Source organism: Cellulophaga sp. RHA_52 (assembly GCF_007827205.1).
GTDB classification, from domain to species: Bacteria; Bacteroidota; Bacteroidia; order Flavobacteriales; family Flavobacteriaceae; genus Cellulophaga; species Cellulophaga lytica.
In genome coordinates, this window is sequence record NZ_VIRZ01000001.1 from 3,412,501 (window position 1) to 3,431,739 (window position 19,239).

The 19,239-nt window shown below is 33.0% G+C and carries 17 protein-coding genes, 2 tRNA genes and 1 rRNA gene (1 of these 20 only partly in view); 10 read left to right on the plus strand and 10 right to left on the minus strand.

Annotation, left to right across the window (positions count from 1 at the left end; genetic code table 11):
* Positions 1-45 (minus strand) — tRNA-Ile (locus JM80_RS14880); it reaches 29 nt to the left of the window's first position.
* A 114-nt stretch (positions 46-159) separates the two neighbouring features.
* Positions 160-1,679, minus strand: a 16S ribosomal RNA gene (locus JM80_RS14885).
* Between the two features lie 811 nt (positions 1,680-2,490).
* Between JM80_RS14885 and thrS the strand changes: the two genes are divergently transcribed.
* The 7 genes from thrS to JM80_RS14915 all read left to right on the plus strand — a co-directional run bounded on the left by thrS (position 2,491) and on the right by JM80_RS14915 (position 7,406).
* Positions 2,491-4,434 carry a threonine--tRNA ligase gene (gene thrS, locus JM80_RS14890; protein WP_034647035.1) on the plus strand — a complete coding sequence of 648 codons (1,944 nt, stop codon included), beginning with the start codon at positions 2,491-2,493 and terminating at the stop codon, positions 4,432-4,434.
* Positions 4,435-4,473: 39 nt separating this feature from the next.
* Positions 4,474-5,022, plus strand: a complete 549-nt coding sequence (gene infC / locus JM80_RS14895) for a translation initiation factor IF-3 (RefSeq protein WP_075695343.1) — start codon at positions 4,474-4,476, stop codon at positions 5,020-5,022.
* A gap of 108 nt (positions 5,023-5,130) precedes the next feature.
* Complete coding sequence (gene rpmI, locus JM80_RS14900; RefSeq protein ID WP_034647033.1) at positions 5,131-5,328, plus strand: 50S ribosomal protein L35; 198 nt, start codon at positions 5,131-5,133, stop codon at positions 5,326-5,328.
* A gap of 96 nt (positions 5,329-5,424) precedes the next feature.
* The gene (rplT, locus tag JM80_RS14905) at positions 5,425-5,769 is read left to right on the plus strand and encodes a 50S ribosomal protein L20 (RefSeq protein WP_013621964.1); all 345 of its coding nucleotides are present in this window, start codon (positions 5,425-5,427) and stop codon (positions 5,767-5,769) included.
* A gap of 205 nt (positions 5,770-5,974) precedes the next feature.
* Positions 5,975-6,118, plus strand: coding sequence for a hypothetical protein (locus JM80_RS16490; protein ID WP_013621963.1), 144 nt, complete (start codon positions 5,975-5,977; stop codon positions 6,116-6,118).
* On the plus strand, positions 6,118-6,504 hold the full coding sequence (locus tag JM80_RS14910; protein ID WP_144710842.1) for a DUF4870 domain-containing protein: 387 nt from the start codon (positions 6,118-6,120) through the stop codon (positions 6,502-6,504). The genes JM80_RS16490 and JM80_RS14910 overlap by 1 nt, the downstream gene beginning before the upstream one ends.
* 104 nt (positions 6,505-6,608) lie before the next feature.
* Positions 6,609-7,406: an HAD family hydrolase gene (locus JM80_RS14915; protein ID WP_144710844.1), complete on the plus strand. Its 798-nt coding sequence runs from the start codon at positions 6,609-6,611 to the stop codon at positions 7,404-7,406.
* A 3-nt stretch (positions 7,407-7,409) separates the two neighbouring features.
* Here the strand turns inward: JM80_RS14915 and JM80_RS14920 are convergent, their stop codons facing one another.
* The 4 genes from JM80_RS14920 to JM80_RS14935 all read right to left on the minus strand — a co-directional run bounded on the left by JM80_RS14920 (position 7,410) and on the right by JM80_RS14935 (position 13,774).
* A complete protein-coding gene (locus JM80_RS14920; RefSeq protein ID WP_013621960.1) occupies positions 7,410-8,669 on the minus strand; it encodes a hypothetical protein in 1,260 nt (419 codons plus the stop codon).
* A 124-nt stretch (positions 8,670-8,793) separates the two neighbouring features.
* Complete coding sequence (gene dnaB / locus JM80_RS14925) at positions 8,794-10,344, minus strand: replicative DNA helicase (protein WP_034647037.1); 1,551 nt, start codon at positions 10,342-10,344, stop codon at positions 8,794-8,796.
* Positions 10,345-10,512: 168 nt separating this feature from the next.
* The gene (locus JM80_RS14930; protein WP_013621958.1) at positions 10,513-11,466 is read right to left on the minus strand and encodes an acetyl-CoA carboxylase carboxyltransferase subunit alpha; all 954 of its coding nucleotides are present in this window, start codon (positions 11,464-11,466) and stop codon (positions 10,513-10,515) included.
* Between the two features lie 121 nt (positions 11,467-11,587).
* Positions 11,588-13,774, minus strand: a complete 2,187-nt coding sequence (locus JM80_RS14935; RefSeq protein WP_144710846.1) for a glutamine synthetase III — start codon at positions 13,772-13,774, stop codon at positions 11,588-11,590.
* A gap of 204 nt (positions 13,775-13,978) precedes the next feature.
* Here JM80_RS14935 and JM80_RS14940 point away from each other — a divergent pair, with 204 nt between their 5' ends.
* Positions 13,979-14,989 (plus strand): glutamine synthetase beta-grasp domain-containing protein, encoded by a 1,011-nt coding sequence (locus tag JM80_RS14940; protein WP_013621956.1) that lies wholly within the window; start codon positions 13,979-13,981, stop codon positions 14,987-14,989.
* Positions 14,990-15,076: 87 nt separating this feature from the next.
* On the opposite strand, the gene JM80_RS14945 is transcribed toward JM80_RS14940, so the two are convergent.
* A complete protein-coding gene (locus tag JM80_RS14945) occupies positions 15,077-16,012 on the minus strand; it encodes a calcium/sodium antiporter (RefSeq protein WP_144710848.1) in 936 nt (311 codons plus the stop codon).
* A 575-nt stretch (positions 16,013-16,587) separates the two neighbouring features.
* Between JM80_RS14945 and JM80_RS14950 the strand changes: the two genes are divergently transcribed.
* Positions 16,588-16,740, plus strand: coding sequence for a hypothetical protein (locus tag JM80_RS14950; RefSeq protein ID WP_013621954.1), 153 nt, complete (start codon positions 16,588-16,590; stop codon positions 16,738-16,740).
* On the opposite strand, the gene JM80_RS14955 is transcribed toward JM80_RS14950, so the two are convergent.
* Positions 16,737-17,249 carry an adenine phosphoribosyltransferase gene (locus JM80_RS14955; protein WP_144710850.1) on the minus strand — a complete coding sequence of 171 codons (513 nt, stop codon included), beginning with the start codon at positions 17,247-17,249 and terminating at the stop codon, positions 16,737-16,739. The genes JM80_RS14950 and JM80_RS14955 overlap by 4 nt on opposite strands.
* A gap of 82 nt (positions 17,250-17,331) precedes the next feature.
* On the opposite strand from JM80_RS14955, the gene JM80_RS14960 reads away from it, so the two are divergent.
* A tRNA-Arg gene (locus JM80_RS14960) sits at positions 17,332-17,405 on the plus strand.
* A gap of 107 nt (positions 17,406-17,512) precedes the next feature.
* Here JM80_RS14960 and JM80_RS14965 read toward each other — a convergent pair.
* Together JM80_RS14965 and JM80_RS14970 are read right to left on the minus strand one after the other, a co-directional pair.
* Positions 17,513-18,520, minus strand: a complete 1,008-nt coding sequence (locus JM80_RS14965) for a hypothetical protein (RefSeq protein ID WP_144710852.1) — start codon at positions 18,518-18,520, stop codon at positions 17,513-17,515.
* Between the two features lie 141 nt (positions 18,521-18,661).
* Positions 18,662-19,087 carry a hypothetical protein gene (locus JM80_RS14970; protein ID WP_089118781.1) on the minus strand — a complete coding sequence of 142 codons (426 nt, stop codon included), beginning with the start codon at positions 19,085-19,087 and terminating at the stop codon, positions 18,662-18,664.
* Positions 19,088-19,239: the final 152 nt, after the last annotated feature.

Sequence of the window (19,239 nt, forward strand, 5' to 3'; positions counted from 1 at the left end):
TCTACATTATCAGTGTAGCGCTCTAACCAGCTGAGCTATGGGACTCAATCTTAGTTGTTGTATCTTAATATTTTGAAGTGACAGCGAAAAAAGAAAATAAATCTAGATAAACTAAATTCTTACTACATAAACTAATATGTAACGGTCGTCTTTCTCTAGAAAGGAGGTGTTCCAGCCGCACCTTCCGGTACGGCTACCTTGTTACGACTTAGCCCTAGTTACCAGTTTTACCCTAGGTCGCTCCTTGCGGTGACGAACTTCAGGTACCCCCAGCTTCCATGGCTTGACGGGCGGTGTGTACAAGGCCCGGGAACGTATTCACCGGATCATGGCTGATATCCGATTACTAGCGATTCCAGCTTCACGGAGTCGAGTTGCAGACTCCGATCCGAACTGTGATAGGTTTTATAGATTCGCTCCTTATCGCTAAGTGGCTGCTCTCTGTACCTACCATTGTAGCACGTGTGTGGCCCAGGACGTAAGGGCCGTGATGATTTGACGTCATCCCCACCTTCCTCACGGTTTGCACCGGCAGTCTTGCTAGAGTCCCCACCATAATGTGCTGGTAACTAACAACAGGGGTTGCGCTCGTTATAGGACTTAACCTGACACCTCACGGCACGAGCTGACGACAACCATGCAGCACCTTGTAAATTGCCCGAAGGAAAGTCTATCTCTAAACCTGTCAATCTACATTTAAGCCCTGGTAAGGTTCCTCGCGTATCATCGAATTAAACCACATGCTCCACCGCTTGTGCGGGCCCCCGTCAATTCCTTTGAGTTTCATTCTTGCGAACGTACTCCCCAGGTGGGATACTTATCACTTTCGCTTGGCCGCTCAGATCGAAATCCAAACAGCTAGTATCCATCGTTTACGGCGTGGACTACCAGGGTATCTAATCCTGTTCGCTACCCACGCTTTCGTCCATCAGCGTCAATCAATTGTTAGTGATCTGCCTTCGCAATCGGTATTCTATGTAATATCTATGCATTTCACCGCTACACTACATATTCTAACCACTTCACAATAATTCAAGACCATCAGTATCAAAGGCAATTCTACAGTTGAGCTGCAAACTTTCACCCCTGACTTAACAGCCCGCCTACGGACCCTTTAAACCCAATAATTCCGGATAACGCTCGGACCCTCCGTATTACCGCGGCTGCTGGCACGGAGTTAGCCGGTCCTTATTCTTACAGTACCGTCACCAGACTACACGTAGTCCTTATTCTTCCTGTATAAAAGCAGTTTACAATCCATAGGACCGTCTTCCTGCACGCGGCATGGCTGGATCAGAGTCTCCTCCATTGTCCAATATTCCTCACTGCTGCCTCCCGTAGGAGTCTGGTCCGTGTCTCAGTACCAGTGTGGGGGATCCCCCTCTCAGGGCCCCTACCCATCGTAGTCTTGGTAAGCCGTTACCTTACCAACAAACTAATGGGACGCATACTCATCTTACACCGTAAACTTTATTATTTAAATGATGCCATAAAAATAAACTATAAGGTGTTAATCCAAATTTCTCTGGGCTATCCCTTAGTGTAAGGCAGATTGTATACGCGTTACGCACCCGTGCGCCGGTCGTCAGCAAGAGCAAGCTCCTCTGTTACCCCTCGACTTGCATGTGTTAAGCCTGCCGCTAGCGTTCATCCTGAGCCAGGATCAAACTCTTCATCGTTGTTTTGTAAATATTCTTAACAACCTAAAATCGTCCTAAACTAAACTCATTCTCTTTTTTTAATCCAATAATACTACAAGTAGCATTATTTTGCTGTCTCTTCAATATGTCAAATGAACTTTTAATTCTTGCAGAAATACTAGACTCGAACTAGTTGATTTTTAATAACAAATCATTCCAAAATTCCTTATCGCTTTACCCTCTCTGAAAGCGGTTGCAAATGTAAAACGTTTTTTTAAACTGACAAAATAAAAATTTAATTTATTTTACTGTTAGTTTCGCTTTAACAACCCTAGCAAATTGGGAATGCAAAAATAGTATTTTTAATTGCTACAAAACAAGCTTTTAGTTACTTATTTTTTAACCTTTATATTATACTAATTTTACAACTGAATCAATGAACTTTGCTAACTTTACAACTGCTTGTTTCTCCGTTAGCGGCTGCAAATATACTCCCATTTTTAAACACCACAAGGCTTTTTTGATTCTTTTTTTAAAGTATTTTTATTTTATGCTTTAGAACCCTATTTTTCAAGCACTTAAAACAACACACTTTTAACCTATTTTTTACCAAGCCTAAGCTTATTATTAAAAACTAGCCTAAAACAATATTACTTTACCGCCACAAAGGCGATTGTAGGGCTAAAGAAATACAGAAAAGCAATACACACGTATACCTTATATATAATGTAAATTACTTTGGCGTTACACTGATAACATATATGCCATTAATTTAATATAAAATATCTACTTTATTATTGTTAGGGTGACAACAAGATATTATCTTTGTATTCTTATATTAATATTAGGTATGATTAAAATTACTTTACCAGACGGTACTTTAAAAGAATTTTCCGAAGGAAGCACTCCTATGGACGTTGCTAAAAGCATTAGCGAAGGATTTGCTAGAAATGTTATTTCTGCTAAATTTAATGATACCACGGTAGAAACCGTAACACCATTAACCGAAGATGGTAGCTTAGTTTTATATACTTGGAAAGATACTGAAGGCAAACAAGCTTTTTGGCACTCATCTTCACACATAGTTGCACAAGCTATTGAAGAATTATATCCTGGGGTTAAATTAACTATTGGACCATCTATTGAAAATGGATTTTACTATGATGTTGACTTAGGAGAAGGCAGATCTATATCTGATAAAGATTTTCCTAAAATAGAAAAGAAAGCAATTGAAATTGCCAGAGGAAAGCATGATTTTAAAATGCGTTCTGTTACTAAAGATGAAGCCCTAGCCTTATACAAGGAACAAGGCAACGAATACAAAACCGAGTTAATTGAAAATTTAGAGGATGGCACAATTACTTTTTGTGACCATGATACGTTTACAGATTTATGTAGAGGCGGACATATACCTAACACTGGCATTGTAAAAGCAATAAAAATACTAAGTGTTGCAGGAGCATACTGGAGAGGTGATGAAAATAAGCCTCAGCTTACACGTATATACGGTATATCTTTCCCTAAACAAAAGGAATTGACCGAATACTTAGAATTATTAGAACAAGCTAAACAAAGAGATCATAGAAAATTAGGTAAAGAACTTGAACTGTTTACTTTTTCTCAAAAAGTTGGCGCAGGTTTACCATTGTGGCTACCAAAAGGTGCTGCCTTAAGAGAGCGTTTAGAAAACTTTTTAAAGAAAGCACAGAAAAAAGCCGGTTATGAAATGGTGGTAACTCCGCACATAGGACAAAAAGAACTATACGTTACTTCTGGACATTACGCTAAGTACGGAGAAGATAGTTTTCAACCAATAAAGACTCCTAAAATGGATGAAGAGTTTTTATTGAAGCCTATGAACTGTCCACACCATTGCGAAGTATTTAATTTTAAACCACACTCTTATAAAGATTTACCTAAACGTTTTGCTGAATTTGGTACAGTATATAGATATGAACAAAGTGGTGAGTTACACGGACTAACACGTGTTAGAGGTTTTACACAAGATGATGCGCATATTTTTTGCACACCAGACCAATTAGATCAAGAGTTTAAAAATGTTATAGATTTATCTTTATATGTATTAAATTCTTTAGGTTTCACAAACTTTAAAGCTCAGGTATCTGTAAGGGATTTGAATAATCCCGACAAATATATTGGTAGTGTTGAAAACTGGGAAAAAGCTGAGAATGCAATTATAAATGCAGCCAAAGAAAAAGGCTTAGACTACGTTATAGAGAGTGGTGAAGCAGCTTTTTATGGCCCTAAGCTAGACTTTATGGTTAAAGATGCACTTGGTAGAAATTGGCAACTTGGCACAATACAGGTAGATTATAACTTACCAGAGCGTTTTGATTTAACTTATAAAGGGAGTGACAATGAAGATCACAGACCAGTAATGATACACCGAGCTCCTTTTGGAAGTATGGAACGTTTTATTGCTTTATTATTAGAACATACAGGTGGTAATTTCCCATTATGGCTAATACCAGATCAAGCAATTGTACTACCAGTTAGCGAGAAATATGAGAAATATGCGAAAAAAGTTTTAAATTCATTAGAAAATGACGAAATTCGCGCCCTGCTAGACAACAGAAACGAAACGGTTGGTAAGAAAATTAGGGAAGCTGAAATGAATAAAATCCCTTTTATGATTATCATTGGCGAGAATGAAGAGGCTACAAACACTATATCTGTGCGTAAACACGGAGGTGAAGATTTAGGCTCTATCTCAATAAAAGATTTTAGTGACTTGGTAACTAGCGAAATAAATAGTACCTTAAAGTCGTTTTAAAAAAATAGAAGTTTAATCTAAAAATTATTAGTTATAGCAATTAGAAAGAGATTTAGGCCGCAGCCGAGAAGAGAGAACAAGAATCCGCACAATATCAACAACGATATTAAAGTACCTAATGTACGTTTAGTTGGTGATAATGTAGAGGTTGGTGTATACTCAACAAAAGTGGCTTTAGCAAAAGCAGAGGAGTTAGAATTAGATTTGGTAGAAATCTCACCAAAAGCAGATCCTCCTGTGTGTAAAATTATAGACTACAAGAAATTCTTATACGAGCAAAAGAAGCGTGAAAAGGTTATGAAAGCCAAAGCGTCTAAAGTTGTTGTAAAAGAAATTCGTTTTGGACCACAAACTGATGATCATGATTATGAGTTTAAGAAAAAACACGCAGAGAAATTTTTAAAAGATGGTGCTAAATTAAAGGCATATGTATTTTTTAAAGGTAGATCTATAGTCTATAAAGATCAAGGAGAAATATTGTTGTTACGTCTTGCACAAGAACTAGAAGAACTAGGAAAAGTGGAGCAAATGCCTAAGTTAGAAGGTAAAAGGATGACAATGTTTTTAGCTCCTAAAACGAAGAAATAAGAATACTTGTAATTAAGTGTTTTAAAATAAACCAAATGTAACAGTTTGGAATACTAAGCGAGAAATGCCGGAGTTTTTTCGGTATTTAATTTATTAAATAGGAGAAAAATGCCTAAAATGAAAACTAAATCCAGTGCTAAGAAGCGTTTTAAGCTTACAGGTACAGGTAAAATAAAAAGAAAGCACGCTTTTAAGAGTCACATTTTGACAAAAAAATCTAAAAAGCGTAAGCTTGCATTAACTCATAGCGGATTAGTACATGAGTCTGATGTAAAAAGTATTAAAGAGCAATTACGTTTAAAGTAATTAAACTCTTTACGGTAATTATTATTAACCATGGAGTTAGGCTTAAAAACAAAGTGTCTTAATTAAGGCCGCCTACTACAAAAAAAATTAAAATTTATGCCAAGATCAGTAAATTCAGTTGCTTCTAGAGCCAGAAGAAAAAAGGTAATGAAGCAAGCCAAAGGTTACTTTGGAAGACGTAAAAACGTTTGGACAGTAGCTAAAAATGCGGTTGAAAAAGCAATGCAATATGCTTATAGAGACCGTAGAGTTAAGAAAAGAAATTTCCGTGCTTTATGGATTACTCGTATTAATGCGGGTGCTAGATTACATGGAATGTCTTATTCTCAATTCATGGGTAAAGTAAAAGCTAATAACATTGAGCTTAACCGTAAGGTTTTAGCTGATTTAGCTATGAACCACCCAGAAGCTTTTAAAGCTATTGTAAACAAGGTAAAATAAAAAATAATTCATCTCGCTTAGGTGAATAAAACCTGCTCTTTTAAGAGCAGGTTTTTTTTTAGGAAAACTTTAGCTTAGTCACCACAACATTTACACTAATGATAAGTTTTATACTATAACTAATATTTTTTTGCTTAATACAAGCAACCTTTTTAACTGTTTTACATCTAATGTATGACTTAAATTTTTAAAGAAAGAAACGATTATGACAGGAGAATTTTCAGAAATGACAGATTTCTTAATTAACCTTACCGAACAAAAACCATATATTTTCATTACTATTTGCATACTAATTACAGCTTTTTTAACGTTTTACGAAATACGTAGAACCAAACACAATAAAAGCTAATGCTCAACAATGAATTACCTGAAGATTATAGCAACATATCTTTAATGCACTACTCCCAACTACTAAATTTTTTAGGGCCGTTTGGTATTATTGTACCCATAATAATGTGGTCTTCTAAAAAGACTGAAGTGAAAGATATGGATGCTCATGGAAGAGCTGTTATTAATTTTCAAATTAGTGTACTAATTTACTCCGTGGTATTTTTTGTATTATTATTAATATCTATGTTTTTATCATTATTCATTGTAGGCATTTTATTTTTATTTATACTATTTTTTGTTGGTATTACACTAGCTTTATTAATGATAATAACTCCAATAATGGGTGGTATGGCTGCTTCTGAAAAAAGACTATACAAATACCCGTTGAGTATTAAATTTATTTAAACCTATTTATCTCTTTTTTAATTTCCATTTACAAAATGTTTAACTAAATTTTATATGATTATAAAGAGTTAAAGATATCTTTGTAGCTTATAATTAGCATAAATATGGATTTATCAAAAGTGAAAATGGTAGTTACCGATATGGATGGTACACTACTAAACTCTAAACATGAGGTTAGTGAAAAGTTTTTTAATCAATTTAAAAAATTAAAAGAGAATAATATTCTTTTTGTAGCTGCAAGCGGAAGACAATACCACAGTATAATAGATAAATTGCATAGTATTAAAGATGATATTTTAGTTATAGCAGAAAATGGTGCTATTGCTAAAAACAAAAATAAAGAACTACTGCAAACAGGCTTAGACAACACTACAATTACAGAGCTTCTAAATTTAATTGACACTATAGATGATGTTTACCCTGTATTATGCGGTAAAAAAAAGGCCTATATAGCATCAGACTCTGAAGAGTTTAAAGAAAAGTTTAAAGAGTATTATGCAGAATACGAAGTTTTAGATAGCTTACGCAACTATGAAGATGATATTTTAAAAATTGCTATTTATCATTTTGAGAGCTCTGAAAACTATATCTACCCAAAAGTAAAACATCTAGAGTCTAAACTAAAAGTGAAAGTATCTGGAGAGAATTGGCTAGACCTGTCTCACAACGATGCACACAAAGGGCACGCTCTAAAAAAATTACAAGATATGTTTAATATATCTTCATCAGAAACAATGGCATTTGGAGATTTTAATAACGACTTAGAAATGTTAGCACTCGCAGATTTTAGTTTTGCAATGGCTAATGCACACCCAAATGTTACCAAAGCAGCTAACTACCATACAAAAAGCAATGATGAATTTGGAGTAGAGACAATATTAGATAAGCTTTTAGAAAGCTAACACTTAAGTTTTCTTCTTTTTTTTACGAGCCGCAGGAAACAACACATTATTTAATATTAACCTATAACCTGGTGAAGTAGGGTGCAATTCTAATTCAGTTTTAGGATCCCCTACTCTATGCTGATAATCCTCTGGGTCATGACCACCATAAAACGTAAAAAAGCCTTTACCTTTTATGCCGTGAATATACCTAGCCTCATTATTAATTTTATTTTCACCCAAAACCAAAACTGTAGGTTTTATTTCAAATCTATTAAACGAGGTTGTTTGCCCCATAAAACCTTTAACTAAAGATGTGTGATTTTGGCAAAGCATAGTTGGCACAGGATCCCATTTAGCAGAAAAATCCATTAAAGAAAAATAATCTGTTTCTTTAGCTATTTGCCTTTTTCTTGTCATATCTATAGATGAAAACTCATAAATAGAAGGGTTACGTTCTAACGTAAAATTAGTAAAGGCAAAAGTTTTCTTATAATCTATTTGAGATTGATAACTTGGGTCTGACGCATCACCATCAAACATAGGTTCACAAATATCTACACCTTCTGCAGACAAAGCAATATCAAAACTATCTGTAGCAGAACACATTGCAAACATAAAACCACCTCCTATCACATAATTTTTAATTTTTAAAGCTACATCTCTTTTCTCTTCAGATACTTTTGAATATCCTAACTTGTTTGCTAATTCTTCGGATTTTTTCTTGTTTTCAATATACCAAGGTGCTGCTTTATAACTACCATAAAATTTACCATATTGCCCAGTAAAATCTTCATGATGCAAATGCAACCAATCATACAACGCCAATTTATCACTTAAAACCTCTTCATCATAAATAGTAACATACGGAATCTCTGCATAGGTTAACACCATAGTAACAGCATCATCCCACGGTTGATTACCTTTAGGTGAATAAACAGCAATTTTGGGTGCTTTTTCTAAGATAACTGCATCTTGATTTTTAGACGGACTACTTATTTCATCCAAAATACTTTCTGCCTGAGCAGAAGACAAAACTTCAAAAGAAACTCCTCTAATTTGGCATTCTTTACGTATTGCATCACCATCTGGCAGCAAAAAAGAACCACCTCTGTAATTTAGCAGCCACTGTACTTTTTGTTGTTTGGCAAGCACCCAATAGGTAATACCGTATGCTTTTAAATGATTTTTTTGACTTTCTGCATCCATAGGAATTAGGATATTAGAAGCCAATGCATTTAATGAAATAAATAAAATTGATGCTAATAGAAGATACTTACGCATTTGTTTAGGTAATTTTAACTTTATTAAAGGTACTTAATTAGCCATTTAAAACATAAAAGCTAGTCTTAAATTATTTATTAAGACTAGCTTTTAGCATATTATATTATATTATATGTTTCCTAAATTAAAAAGGAACATCATTATCATCTTCTGGAGGTAAACCATCGTTCATAGAACTACCAAAAGCTTCATTTGCACTTGGTAAGCCTTGAGTTAAAAATGGGTTTTCTTCATTTTCGTTCATTTTAGATTGATACTCAAAAGGAGAATCAAAATCATCTAGGTTATCAAATTTACCTTGACTACCAATAAACTTAAGTCTAATATTCTCTAAACCACCGTTTCTGTGTTTTGCAACAATAAATTCACCCTGACCTTGTGTTGGCGAATGCTCATCATCATCCCATTCATCAATTTTATAGTACTCGGGTCTATATATAAATGATACAATATCTGCATCTTGTTCAATTGCTCCAGATTCACGTAAATCTGATAAAACCGGTCTTTTACTTCCACCACGTGTTTCTACCGCCCTTGACAACTGCGAAAGTGCAATAACTGGAACATTAAGTTCTTTTGCAAGCGCCTTTAAGTTTCTAGAAATTGTTGAAATCTCTTGTTCACGGTTTCCTCCTTTTTGCGTACCACCTGCAGTCATAAGTTGCAAATAATCAATCATAATCATTTTTATACCGTGCTGAGATGCCAATCTTCTACATTTTGCTCTTAAATCAAAAATAGAAAGCGAAGGAGTATCATCTATAAACAAAGGAGCAGACTCTAAAGTTTTTACCTTTACGTTTAATTGCTCCCACTCGTGTTTTTCTAATTTACCGGTACGAAGTTTTTCAGAAGACAATCCGGTTTCTGACGAAATAAGTCTTGTAATTAACTGTACAGAAGACATCTCTAGAGAGAAAAAAGCAACTGGCATTTGAGACTGCACTGCCATATTACGTGCCATAGACAATGTAAAGGCAGTTTTACCCATACCAGGACGTGCGGCCACAATAATTAAATCACTTGGTTGCCAGCCAGATGTTAATTCATCTAACTTATGAAAACCAGATGGCACACCACTTAATCCTTCTTTACCAGATATCTCTTCAATTCTTTTTTTAGCTTGTATAACTAAATTTTGTGCCGTTTCTGCAGAACGTTTTAAGTTACCTTGTGTAACGTCATATAATTTAGATTCTGCTGTATCTAACAAATCAAATACATCTGTAGCCTCATCATAAGCCTCTTGTATAATTTCATTAGATATTTTAATTAAACTTCTTTGTATAAATTTCTGAAGAATAATTCTTGCATGAAACTCAATATGAGCAGAAGATGTTACTTTTTGGGTTAATTTGATTAAATAAAAATCTCCACCAACAGCTTCTAACTTACCATCTTGTTTTAATTGGGTAGAAACAGTTAATAAATCTATAGGTTCAGAAGATTCAAACAACTTAAAAATTGCTTCATAAATATGCTTGTGGGCATCTTTATAAAAAACATCTGGGTGTAAAATATCTATAACCTCATCTACACCTTTTTTATCTATCATCATTGCGCCAATCACAACCTCCTCTAAATCAACGGCTTGTGGCGGTATTTTTCCTTTCTCTAAATTTATTATTGTAGATTTATCTATCTTATGTCCTAATACTGGGCTTGGCTTATCCATATCTGCTAAAGTATGCAATTAACGTTTAGTTAACTTTATAATAGGTATAGTTATATTCACTAGTGATTAACAATTGACCTGTTGATAAGTTACGAATTTGTGTTCATAACCAAAAAAAATCCAAAGCCTAAGTCTTTGGATTTCTATTATTTTGAATAAAAATGCCTGTTAGCCGTTAAAGACTCCCATACTAGCATATTTATCCATTCTAGTTTCTACCAATTCTTTTGGTGATAACTTTTTTAAATCTTCAAAATGAGAAATAATTTTGTTTTTTACAATTGTAAAATTCTTATCTCTGTTTGCATGAGCTCCACCTGCTGGTTCACGTACAATTTCGTCAATAAGTTTTAATTTCTTCATATCTGTAGCAGTAAGTTTTAATGCCTCTGCAGCTTGCTCCTTATATTCCCAGCTTCTCCATAAAATAGAAGAACAAGATTCTGGAGATATTACAGAATACCACGTATTTTCTAACATTAACACTTTATCTCCCACACCTATACCTAATGCGCCACCAGAAGCACCTTCACCTATTATAACAACAATTATTGGTACTTTAAGGCGAGTCATTTCTAATATATTACGTGCAATAGCTTCTCCTTGTCCGCGTTCTTCTGCTTCAATACCTGGGTAAGCACCTGGAGTATCTATAAAACATACTACAGGAACATTAAATTTCTCTGCAGATTTCATTAAACGTAAAGCTTTACGGTAACCCTCTGGGTTAGCCATACCAAAGTTACGGTATTGTCTTGTTTTAGTATTAAATCCTTTTTGTTGACCAATAAACATAAAACTCTGATCCCCAATTTTTCCAAGGCCACCAATCATAGCTTTATCATCTTTTACATTACGGTCTCCGTGAAGCTCTAAAAAAGTATCTCCGCAGATTGCATTAATATAATCTAATGTATAAGGTCTGTTTGGGTGTCTAGAAAGTTGCACCCTTTGCCATGGTGTAAGATTCTTATATATATCTTTTCTAGTCTCTGTTAATTTTTTCTCTATCTGCTTACAAGTTTCAGATACATCAACATCACTCTCCTTGCCAATAATCTGACACTTATCTAACTGCTCTTCTAGTTCTTTGATAGGGAGTTCAAAGTCTAAATATTCCATATTTTCAAATAGGTTTGATTTATATCAAGAAACAAATATATGATATTAATGTAATTCCCCCATTAGACATCTAAAAAAATCCTAAAAATATCTAAAACACGAGCATTAAATTCTTGCCTTTCTATTTTGTAAACAACAACTCTCTATACTTTGCTAAAGGCCATAACTCGTTCTCTATCAACTGCTCTAACTTATCACTATGGTATCTAATTTCATCAAAAAATGGCTTTACATTATCACAATAAGCAAATGCCTTTTTACTTAAGTCTTTTAAGTTATTGGCATCTCTACGAGCTTGCGTCATTGTATCTGTCTTTGTTTTTATCTCATTTATATGTTCTGCTATTTGCTCTAAAATGGTTAATTGTGCTGCTGCCATTGACTTGTAATTATTGCCATAAATTTCTTTTAAACCAAGAACAGTTTTTAGTAGTTTATTTTGATATGCTAAAGCCGCAGGAACAATATGGCTGTATACCAATTCATTAAACACACGACCTTCTATTTGTACGTGCATAATGTATGATTCTAGCTCAATTTCTTGTCTGGCAGAAACTTCTACTTCGCTCATTACATTCATAGATTTAAACAAGTCTAAACTTTGTTTAGATGTTAAAACCTTTAAAGCTTCTGGAGTAGTTTTATTATTACTAAGCTTTCTCTTTTTGGCCTCTTTTTCCCATTCTTTACTATACCCATCACCATCAAACCTAATTCTTTTAGACGTTTTTATATATTCTCTTAATATATTAAAAACAGCTTCGTCTTTTTTTAAGTTTTTATCATCTATAAGCTCATCTACCTCTTTTTTAAAATCTATTAATTGTTTTGCAACAATAGTATTTAAAACGGTCATTGGTTTAGAGCAGTTTGTTTTAGAACCAACACCACGCATCTCAAACTTATTTCCTGTAAATGCAAAAGGAGATGTTCTGTTACGGTCTGTATTATCTAAAAGTATTTCTGGTATTTTACCAACTACATTTAATTTAAGCTCTGTTTTTTCTTCTGGCGATAATTTACCTTTAGATACACCTTCTAACTCATCTAACACACTGCTTAATTGTGTACCTATAAATATTGAAAAAATAGCTGGTGGCGCTTCATTAGCTCCTAGCCTGTGATCGTTACTTGCAGATGCTATTGAAGATCTTAATAACTCCTCATACGTATCTACTGCTTTTATAGTATTGATAAAGAATGTTAAAAACTGAAGATTTTTCATTGGTGTAGAACCAGGACTTAACAAATTAGTACCTGTATCTGTAGCTAATGACCAATTGTTATGTTTACCAGACCCATTTATATGTGCAAATGGTTTTTCATGAAACAATACTTTTAAATTGTGCTTGTCTGCAATTTTATCCATAACGTCCATTAATAATAGGTTATGGTCTACGGCTAGGTTTGCTTCTTCAAAAACTGGTGCTAGCTCAAACTGATTAGGAGCAACCTCATTATGCCTTGTTTTTACAGGTATACCAAGTTTTATACACTCTACTTCAAGTTCCTTCATGAAATTTAAAACCCTACTAGGTATAACTCCAAAGTAATGATCATCTAACTGTTGGCCTTTTGCTGCATGATGCCCAACAAGAGTTCTACCTGTAAGTACAATATCTGGTCTAGAATATGCCAAAGATTTGTCTATAACAAAATACTCTTGCTCCCACCCTAGTGTTGCATTTACTTTAGTTACATTTTTATCAAAATATTTAGCCACAGCAGTTGCTGCTTCATCTACAGCAGAAAGTGCTCGTAAAAGTGGTGCTTTATTATCTAAAGCCTCACCAGTGTAGGATACAAATATGGTAGGTATACACAAAGTTTTATCATAAATAAAAGCTGCAGAAGTAGGATCCCATGCTGTATACCCTCTGGCTTCAAACGTATTTCTAATTCCTCCGCTAGGAAAACTAGAAGCATCTGGCTCTTGCTGTACCAATTGTCCGCCTCCAAATTTTTCTAGTGCTCTACCATCACTTAAAACATCAAAAAAGGCATCATGTTTTTCTGCAGTTGTACCTGTTAGTGGCTGAAACCAATGGGTGTAATGTGTAGCACCCATTGTAATGGCCCATGACTTTATACCTTCTGCTACTTGATCTGCAATTTTACGATCTATTTTAGCACCAGAAAAAATAGCATCTTTAACTGTAGCTAGTGCATCTTTAGTTAAAAATTGCAGCATTCTCTCCTCGTTAAAAACATGATTTCCAAATTTTTTAGATCTGCTACCTTTTTCATTTATCACAAAGTTTTCTCTAGACAAACTTTCTCTAACAGCATTAAACCTTACTATAGACATTATATATATTTTAAAAGTGGTGTGAATTACAAAATTACTAATTAAACCGAATAAAAATAAAAATTTTATAATTTACCCCTAAAAAAATAAGGGTATTAAGAATTACATCTAATATTTTAGCAATTACCCCTATAAAAATTATGGAGATACAATGAAAAAAATTATTTTTGCTGCATCTTTAATGAAATTACAACAATCAACATTATGAGCAAATCAAAATTAGAGTACATTTGGTTAGATGGTTATACACCAACTGCCAATTTAAGAAGTAAAACAAAAGTAGAAGATGACTTTAGCGGTAAATTAGAAGATTGCCCTATTTGGTCTTTTGATGGAAGTTCTACACAACAAGCAGAAGGAGGATCATCTGACTGTTTATTAAAGCCTGTAGCTATTTACCCAGATCCAGCACGTAAAGACGGGTACTTAGTAATGACTGAGGTTTTAAATGCTGACGGAACTCCTCACTTATCTAACTCTAGAGCTGGTATTGATGATGAAGATAACGATTTCTGGTTTGGTTTTGAGCAAGAGTACTTTATTATGGATAAGAATACACAATTGCCTTTAGGTTTCCCTGTAGGTGGTTATCCTGGTCCACAAGGTATGTATTACTGTTCTGTAGGTGGTAAAAACACTCACGGAAGAGATTTTGTTGAAGAACATGCAGACCTATGTATTGCAGCTGGTTTAAATTTTGAAGGAATTAACCAAGAAGTTGCAAGCGGACAGTGGGAATTTCAATTGTTTGCTAAAGGAGCAAAAAAAGCTGGTGACGAAATATGGATAGCTCGTTATTTATTAGACAGATTAACTGAACAATATGGTTACTATATTGAGTACCACCCAAAACCAGTAAAAGGTGACTGGAACGGTTCTGGTATGCACGCAAACTTCTCTAACACTATTTTAAGAACTTGTGGTTCTAAAGAAACTTACGAGAAAATATGTGAAGCATTTAGACCTGTTACTAAAGAGCACATTGCTGTTTACGGAGAGTTTAACGACCAACGTTTAACTGGTGAGCACGAGACTGCTGCTATTACAGATTTCAGCTACGGTATATCTGATAGAGGAGCTTCTATTAGAATTCCTATTATTACTGTAGAAAAAGGCTGGAAAGGCTGGTTAGAAGACAGAAGACCTGCATCTAATGGAGATCCTTACAAAATTGCTGGAAGAATTATTAAAACTGTAAAATCTGCAAAGATTTAAGTATATAATTAAATTAATTGTTTTTAAAAATGCCTAAGATTATTCTTAGGCATTTTTTTTATTCTTCATTTAACTATTTCTTGTTTACTAAATGGTAAAGTATACAAAAGCAATATATCCAGATAGTAGCACAATACCGTCTCGCCATCCTAAGCGTAAACCTTTTGGAAAAAATACCAGAGGTAATAAAATTATTGCAAAACCTAGCATCCATAAAATATCATTACTTAACAACGTATTATCTACAACATTAAGAGGTGTTATTAATGCAGTTATACCTAGCACAGCAAAAATGTTAAATATATTAGAGCCAATTAAATTTCCTAAAGATATGGCTTTCTCTTTTTTAATTACTGCTATTATAGAAGCAGCAAGCTCTGGTATACTGGTACCTACAGATACAACAGTTACTCCAATTACCCTTTCACTAACATTGTAAAACCTAGCTAAACCTGTTGCACCGCTTACCAAAAGTTCTGATCCACCCCAAAGGCCTAAACCTCCAAGAGCTAAAAACAATAACATTTTAAAGGTTGGCAAAGGTACATCATCCTCTGGCGCTTCATCTTCTACTGCTTTTTTTTGAAACTTAATAAGATACACAATGTATACAATTAAAAGCGCCACCATTATTACCCCTTCATAAAACTTTATAACACCATCAAAATAAATAAAGCCAAAAAATACCAATGAGGCTAACATTAAAATTGGCCAGTCTGTTGTATAAAAACTTTTACGAACATCTATACTGCCTAACATTACTATAACACCCAGTACCAAACCTAGGTTAGCTATATTGGAACCAACTACATTACCTAAAGCTAAATCTGGCGAGCCCTCTAATGCTGCTTTTATACTAACTATTAGTTCTGGTGCAGATGTTGCAAAAGAGACTACCGTCATCCCCACAACAATTTTTGGAATTTGCAACCTTAATGATAATGCTACAGAAGATTTTAATAACCAGTTACCACCCATTATTAAAAAAAACAAACCAATAATTATGTAAACCAAATTGAGCATATACTATTTTTTGCAGCAAATATAACAATTAGAATGCTACATACTTTTTTAGTAAAATTATATTTTTTAACTATTAAAAACACCCAAAAATATCCTTAAAAATAAAAGGGAACATGAACCAAAACCACATAAAGTATTTTTTTGGAAATGAAAGGCCCCTTGCTTTTTTTATTATTGCAAAAACAGCCCTACAAATATTACAATTTAAAATATAAAGTTAAATTTAAGATTACATATATAAACTTTATTCAAGAATACAATATGAATATTAACACAATTAACATTTAAAAGTTATAAATAGTGTATTCACTTGTATTAATAGTAGTCAACTTATTTGCAAATGAGTATAATTTCTATTTATCTTAAGTGAATAATCGATTATTTACAACTAATTATTAACCTTTAAAAACTACAAATTATGATTATTCTATCAGAAATTTTATTTAGCTATGTTATCACAATTACTGTAATACTATTTTAAGAAGAATCATATAGGCCTATATACCAATAAAGGTTGCTATAATGCAACCTTTATTCTTTTTAAGTATTACCATATATTTGCAGAAATTACTTTTATGAAAAAAGCCCTTTTTAGGTTTCTTGCTAAAATTAACCGTTTACTATTACCATCTTACAGTAAAAAACAGTTAGACTTATCTAAAGCTAGTAAATTACAATTAGCCATAATAGGTTGGCGTTATTATGTAACTACAAATGCTATAGACTAATAATGTAGTAAAGAAGCAACATTATAATTTGCTATTTTATCTTTACCATTTAAAAAGTCTAATTCTATTAAAAAATTGCATTGCACTACCTCTCCACTTAATTCTTCAATTAACTCACAAACAGCTTTTGCGGTGCCACCAGTAGCAAGTACATCATCATGTATTAATACCTTATCCCCTTTTTTAATGGCATCTGTATGTATTTCTAATGCATCTTCACCATACTCTAAAGAGTAGGGTTTAGAAAGCACGTTAAAAGGTAATTTTCCTTTTTTACGCACTGGAACAAAACCTGCTTTTAACTTGGTTGCTAAAAGTGTTGCAAAGAAGAAACCACGACTTTCCATACCCACAACTTTGTCTATTTTTTGCTCTTTTACTAAATTTAAGAGTGCATCTGTAGTTTTTTCTAAAATTTCTGCATTATTTAGCAAAGGAGTAATATCCTTAAAAACAATGCCTTGCTTAGGAAAATCTTGAACATCTCTAATATATTCTTTAAAATTCATATATTTTTTTCTTTAGTTATTTTGTGGTAAAAGTAAAAAGAAATATATTTGCACCCTCGTTTAAAGGAATTTAAACAAAAACGGCCTCGTGGCGCAACTGAATAGCGCACTTGATTACGGCTCAAGAGGTTACAGGTTTGAATCCTGTCGAGGTCACTAAAAGCTTGCTAAATCTTAGATTTAGCAAGCTTTTTTCTTTTTACAATACCTCATTTTATAATCAAAAATAAACAATTAAATTTTACAGTAGAACAATAAAACCACTACTCTAAATTAGCTATTTTACCGTCTTTAATTACCAGATAAAAAATATTACCAGCAGTAACATTTTGGTCCATTTTATTAGAGTAAGCAGGTATCATTTTAGGTAAACCAATAATAGTCTGTAAGGCTATTGTCTGTAGTTGCTTGTTGTTTGATTTTATATCTCTTTCAAAAGGAGTTATACTGCCATCTATTTCTACCCTAAATCCTACTTTTAAAGTAGCATTTTCAATTACTACATTTTCTACTTCTAATTCTTTTAGTATTCTTTTTCTAACGCTATTACGCAAACAAACTCCTTTATCTACACTTTTTTCACAGCCCATATAAATAGGATCTTTACCACTTACAATAGGGTGCTCTATATTTGGTATTTCTTTTCTATCTCTCTTTATCAACTGCTTAGTTTTATATGTAGGTCTATCTGTTATATTTGTTGCTCTCATACTCACAACAAATTTGTGTATGGGGAACTCTTCTGTTTGTTTATTGTAGTTGTTAGACATTGTAATGCTTAATTTTACTAATGTGTTTTCTAAATTCCAAACTGTACTTTTATAATAAGCAGTGCTATCATTAATTTCTAAAGGAATATTTCCTTCTACAGTACCTTCTCCCATAGAAGCTATCATTGCTTTTTCTCCTCTTAAATAAAAACTGAGCATATTTTTTCTAAACTCTAAGTCTTTTTTATTATTGATTTTTTTGTTGTGGTTGGCTACATCCCACTCATTAATTAATTCAAGAATAAGACTATCTTTTTTATAATAAACATATCTAGCAACTATATCTATATCTGCAATGTCACTATCTTTTCTTATAAATGAAAGTAATCCCAAATCATCAGAAACTGTATAATAGTCAGAATTTAATATTTTTCCTCCAGGAAAGTTATTTTCTGCTTCTAAGTAAGTTGAAAGTGGAAATTGATTTAAATCTAAATTTGGAGGTTGACAGAAACCCGAAGTAACAACAATCAAAACAAGTAGCGTAGTTAGTTTTTTCATTTTTTTAAAATTTTATTTATATCAATTGTAATAACAAGTATGCAATAAAAAAACTAGTAATTTATATTTATAAGGGGTTAGCACTTATTTGTATTAAAAAGTAGAATAACTAAAACAAGAAAATAATTGTAATTTATATATTTAATACCCTGTTTTCTGGTATACCTCTTCAAAAATAGGATTTTCTACAACCTTATACATCCTTTGGCTAATGTCTTTAATTTTAGCTACTTTCTTTTTTATTTGAGATAAAAGCACCCCTCTTGTTCTAATTAAATCATAAACAAAGCCTAATCTACGGCCGCCAACAAACCACAGAAAACTTTTTTCTTTTCTCTTTCTAAATATAAACAACTCAATTTCTGAAACTCTAAGCTTAGGGTAATCACTAATATTTTTTTTTATAAAATCAGATTGTCTCTCTACACCCAAATCTTTAAGCATTTGTATATTTCTGTTATGTATTTCTAAAAATTCAGAAGCAGAATTAACTAAATCTACACGCTCTTCAAAACCTATTATAATAGTAAGTGATTTTTTTAAAATATCTAAATCAGACTCTCTCATACCCTATTTTATAAATAATTATATAGAAACAAGGTTCTTTAATAACCTTATTGCCTTGTGATTAACACAATGCCAAGCAATAATAGGTACATTTAGTTTATAAAAGTATAGGAGCTTTATATTTGTAAGTATACAGTTTATATTCGCTGTGG

Bases quoted from the DNA above. Each gene is read 5' to 3' on its own strand.
- thrS (WP_034647035.1), top strand. From the start codon at position 2,491: ATGATTAAAATTACTTTACCAGACGGTACTTTAAAAGAATTTTCCGAA.
- JM80_RS14945 (WP_144710848.1), bottom strand. From the start codon at position 16,012: ATGCTCAATTTGGTTTACATAATTATTGGTTTGTTTTTTTTAATAATG.
- JM80_RS14930 (WP_013621958.1), bottom strand. From the start codon at position 11,466: ATGGAATATTTAGACTTTGAACTCCCTATCAAAGAACTAGAAGAGCAG.
- JM80_RS14950 (WP_013621954.1), top strand. From the start codon at position 16,588: ATGAAAAAAGCCCTTTTTAGGTTTCTTGCTAAAATTAACCGTTTACTA.
- rplT (WP_013621964.1), top strand. From the start codon at position 5,425: ATGCCAAGATCAGTAAATTCAGTTGCTTCTAGAGCCAGAAGAAAAAAG.
- JM80_RS14920 (WP_013621960.1), bottom strand. From the start codon at position 8,669: ATGCGTAAGTATCTTCTATTAGCATCAATTTTATTTATTTCATTAAAT.
- JM80_RS14915 (WP_144710844.1), top strand. From the start codon at position 6,609: ATGGATTTATCAAAAGTGAAAATGGTAGTTACCGATATGGATGGTACA.
- JM80_RS16490 (WP_013621963.1), top strand. From the start codon at position 5,975: ATGACAGGAGAATTTTCAGAAATGACAGATTTCTTAATTAACCTTACC.
- dnaB (WP_034647037.1), bottom strand. From the start codon at position 10,344: ATGGATAAGCCAAGCCCAGTATTAGGACATAAGATAGATAAATCTACA.
- rpmI (WP_034647033.1), top strand. From the start codon at position 5,131: ATGCCTAAAATGAAAACTAAATCCAGTGCTAAGAAGCGTTTTAAGCTT.
- JM80_RS14965 (WP_144710852.1), bottom strand. From the start codon at position 18,520: ATGAAAAAACTAACTACGCTACTTGTTTTGATTGTTGTTACTTCGGGT.
- JM80_RS14970 (WP_089118781.1), bottom strand. From the start codon at position 19,087: ATGAGAGAGTCTGATTTAGATATTTTAAAAAAATCACTTACTATTATA.
- JM80_RS14955 (WP_144710850.1), bottom strand. From the start codon at position 17,249: ATGAATTTTAAAGAATATATTAGAGATGTTCAAGATTTTCCTAAGCAA.
- JM80_RS14935 (WP_144710846.1), bottom strand. From the start codon at position 13,774: ATGTCTATAGTAAGGTTTAATGCTGTTAGAGAAAGTTTGTCTAGAGAA.
- JM80_RS14910 (WP_144710842.1), top strand. From the start codon at position 6,118: ATGCTCAACAATGAATTACCTGAAGATTATAGCAACATATCTTTAATG.
- JM80_RS14940 (WP_013621956.1), top strand. From the start codon at position 13,979: ATGAGCAAATCAAAATTAGAGTACATTTGGTTAGATGGTTATACACCA.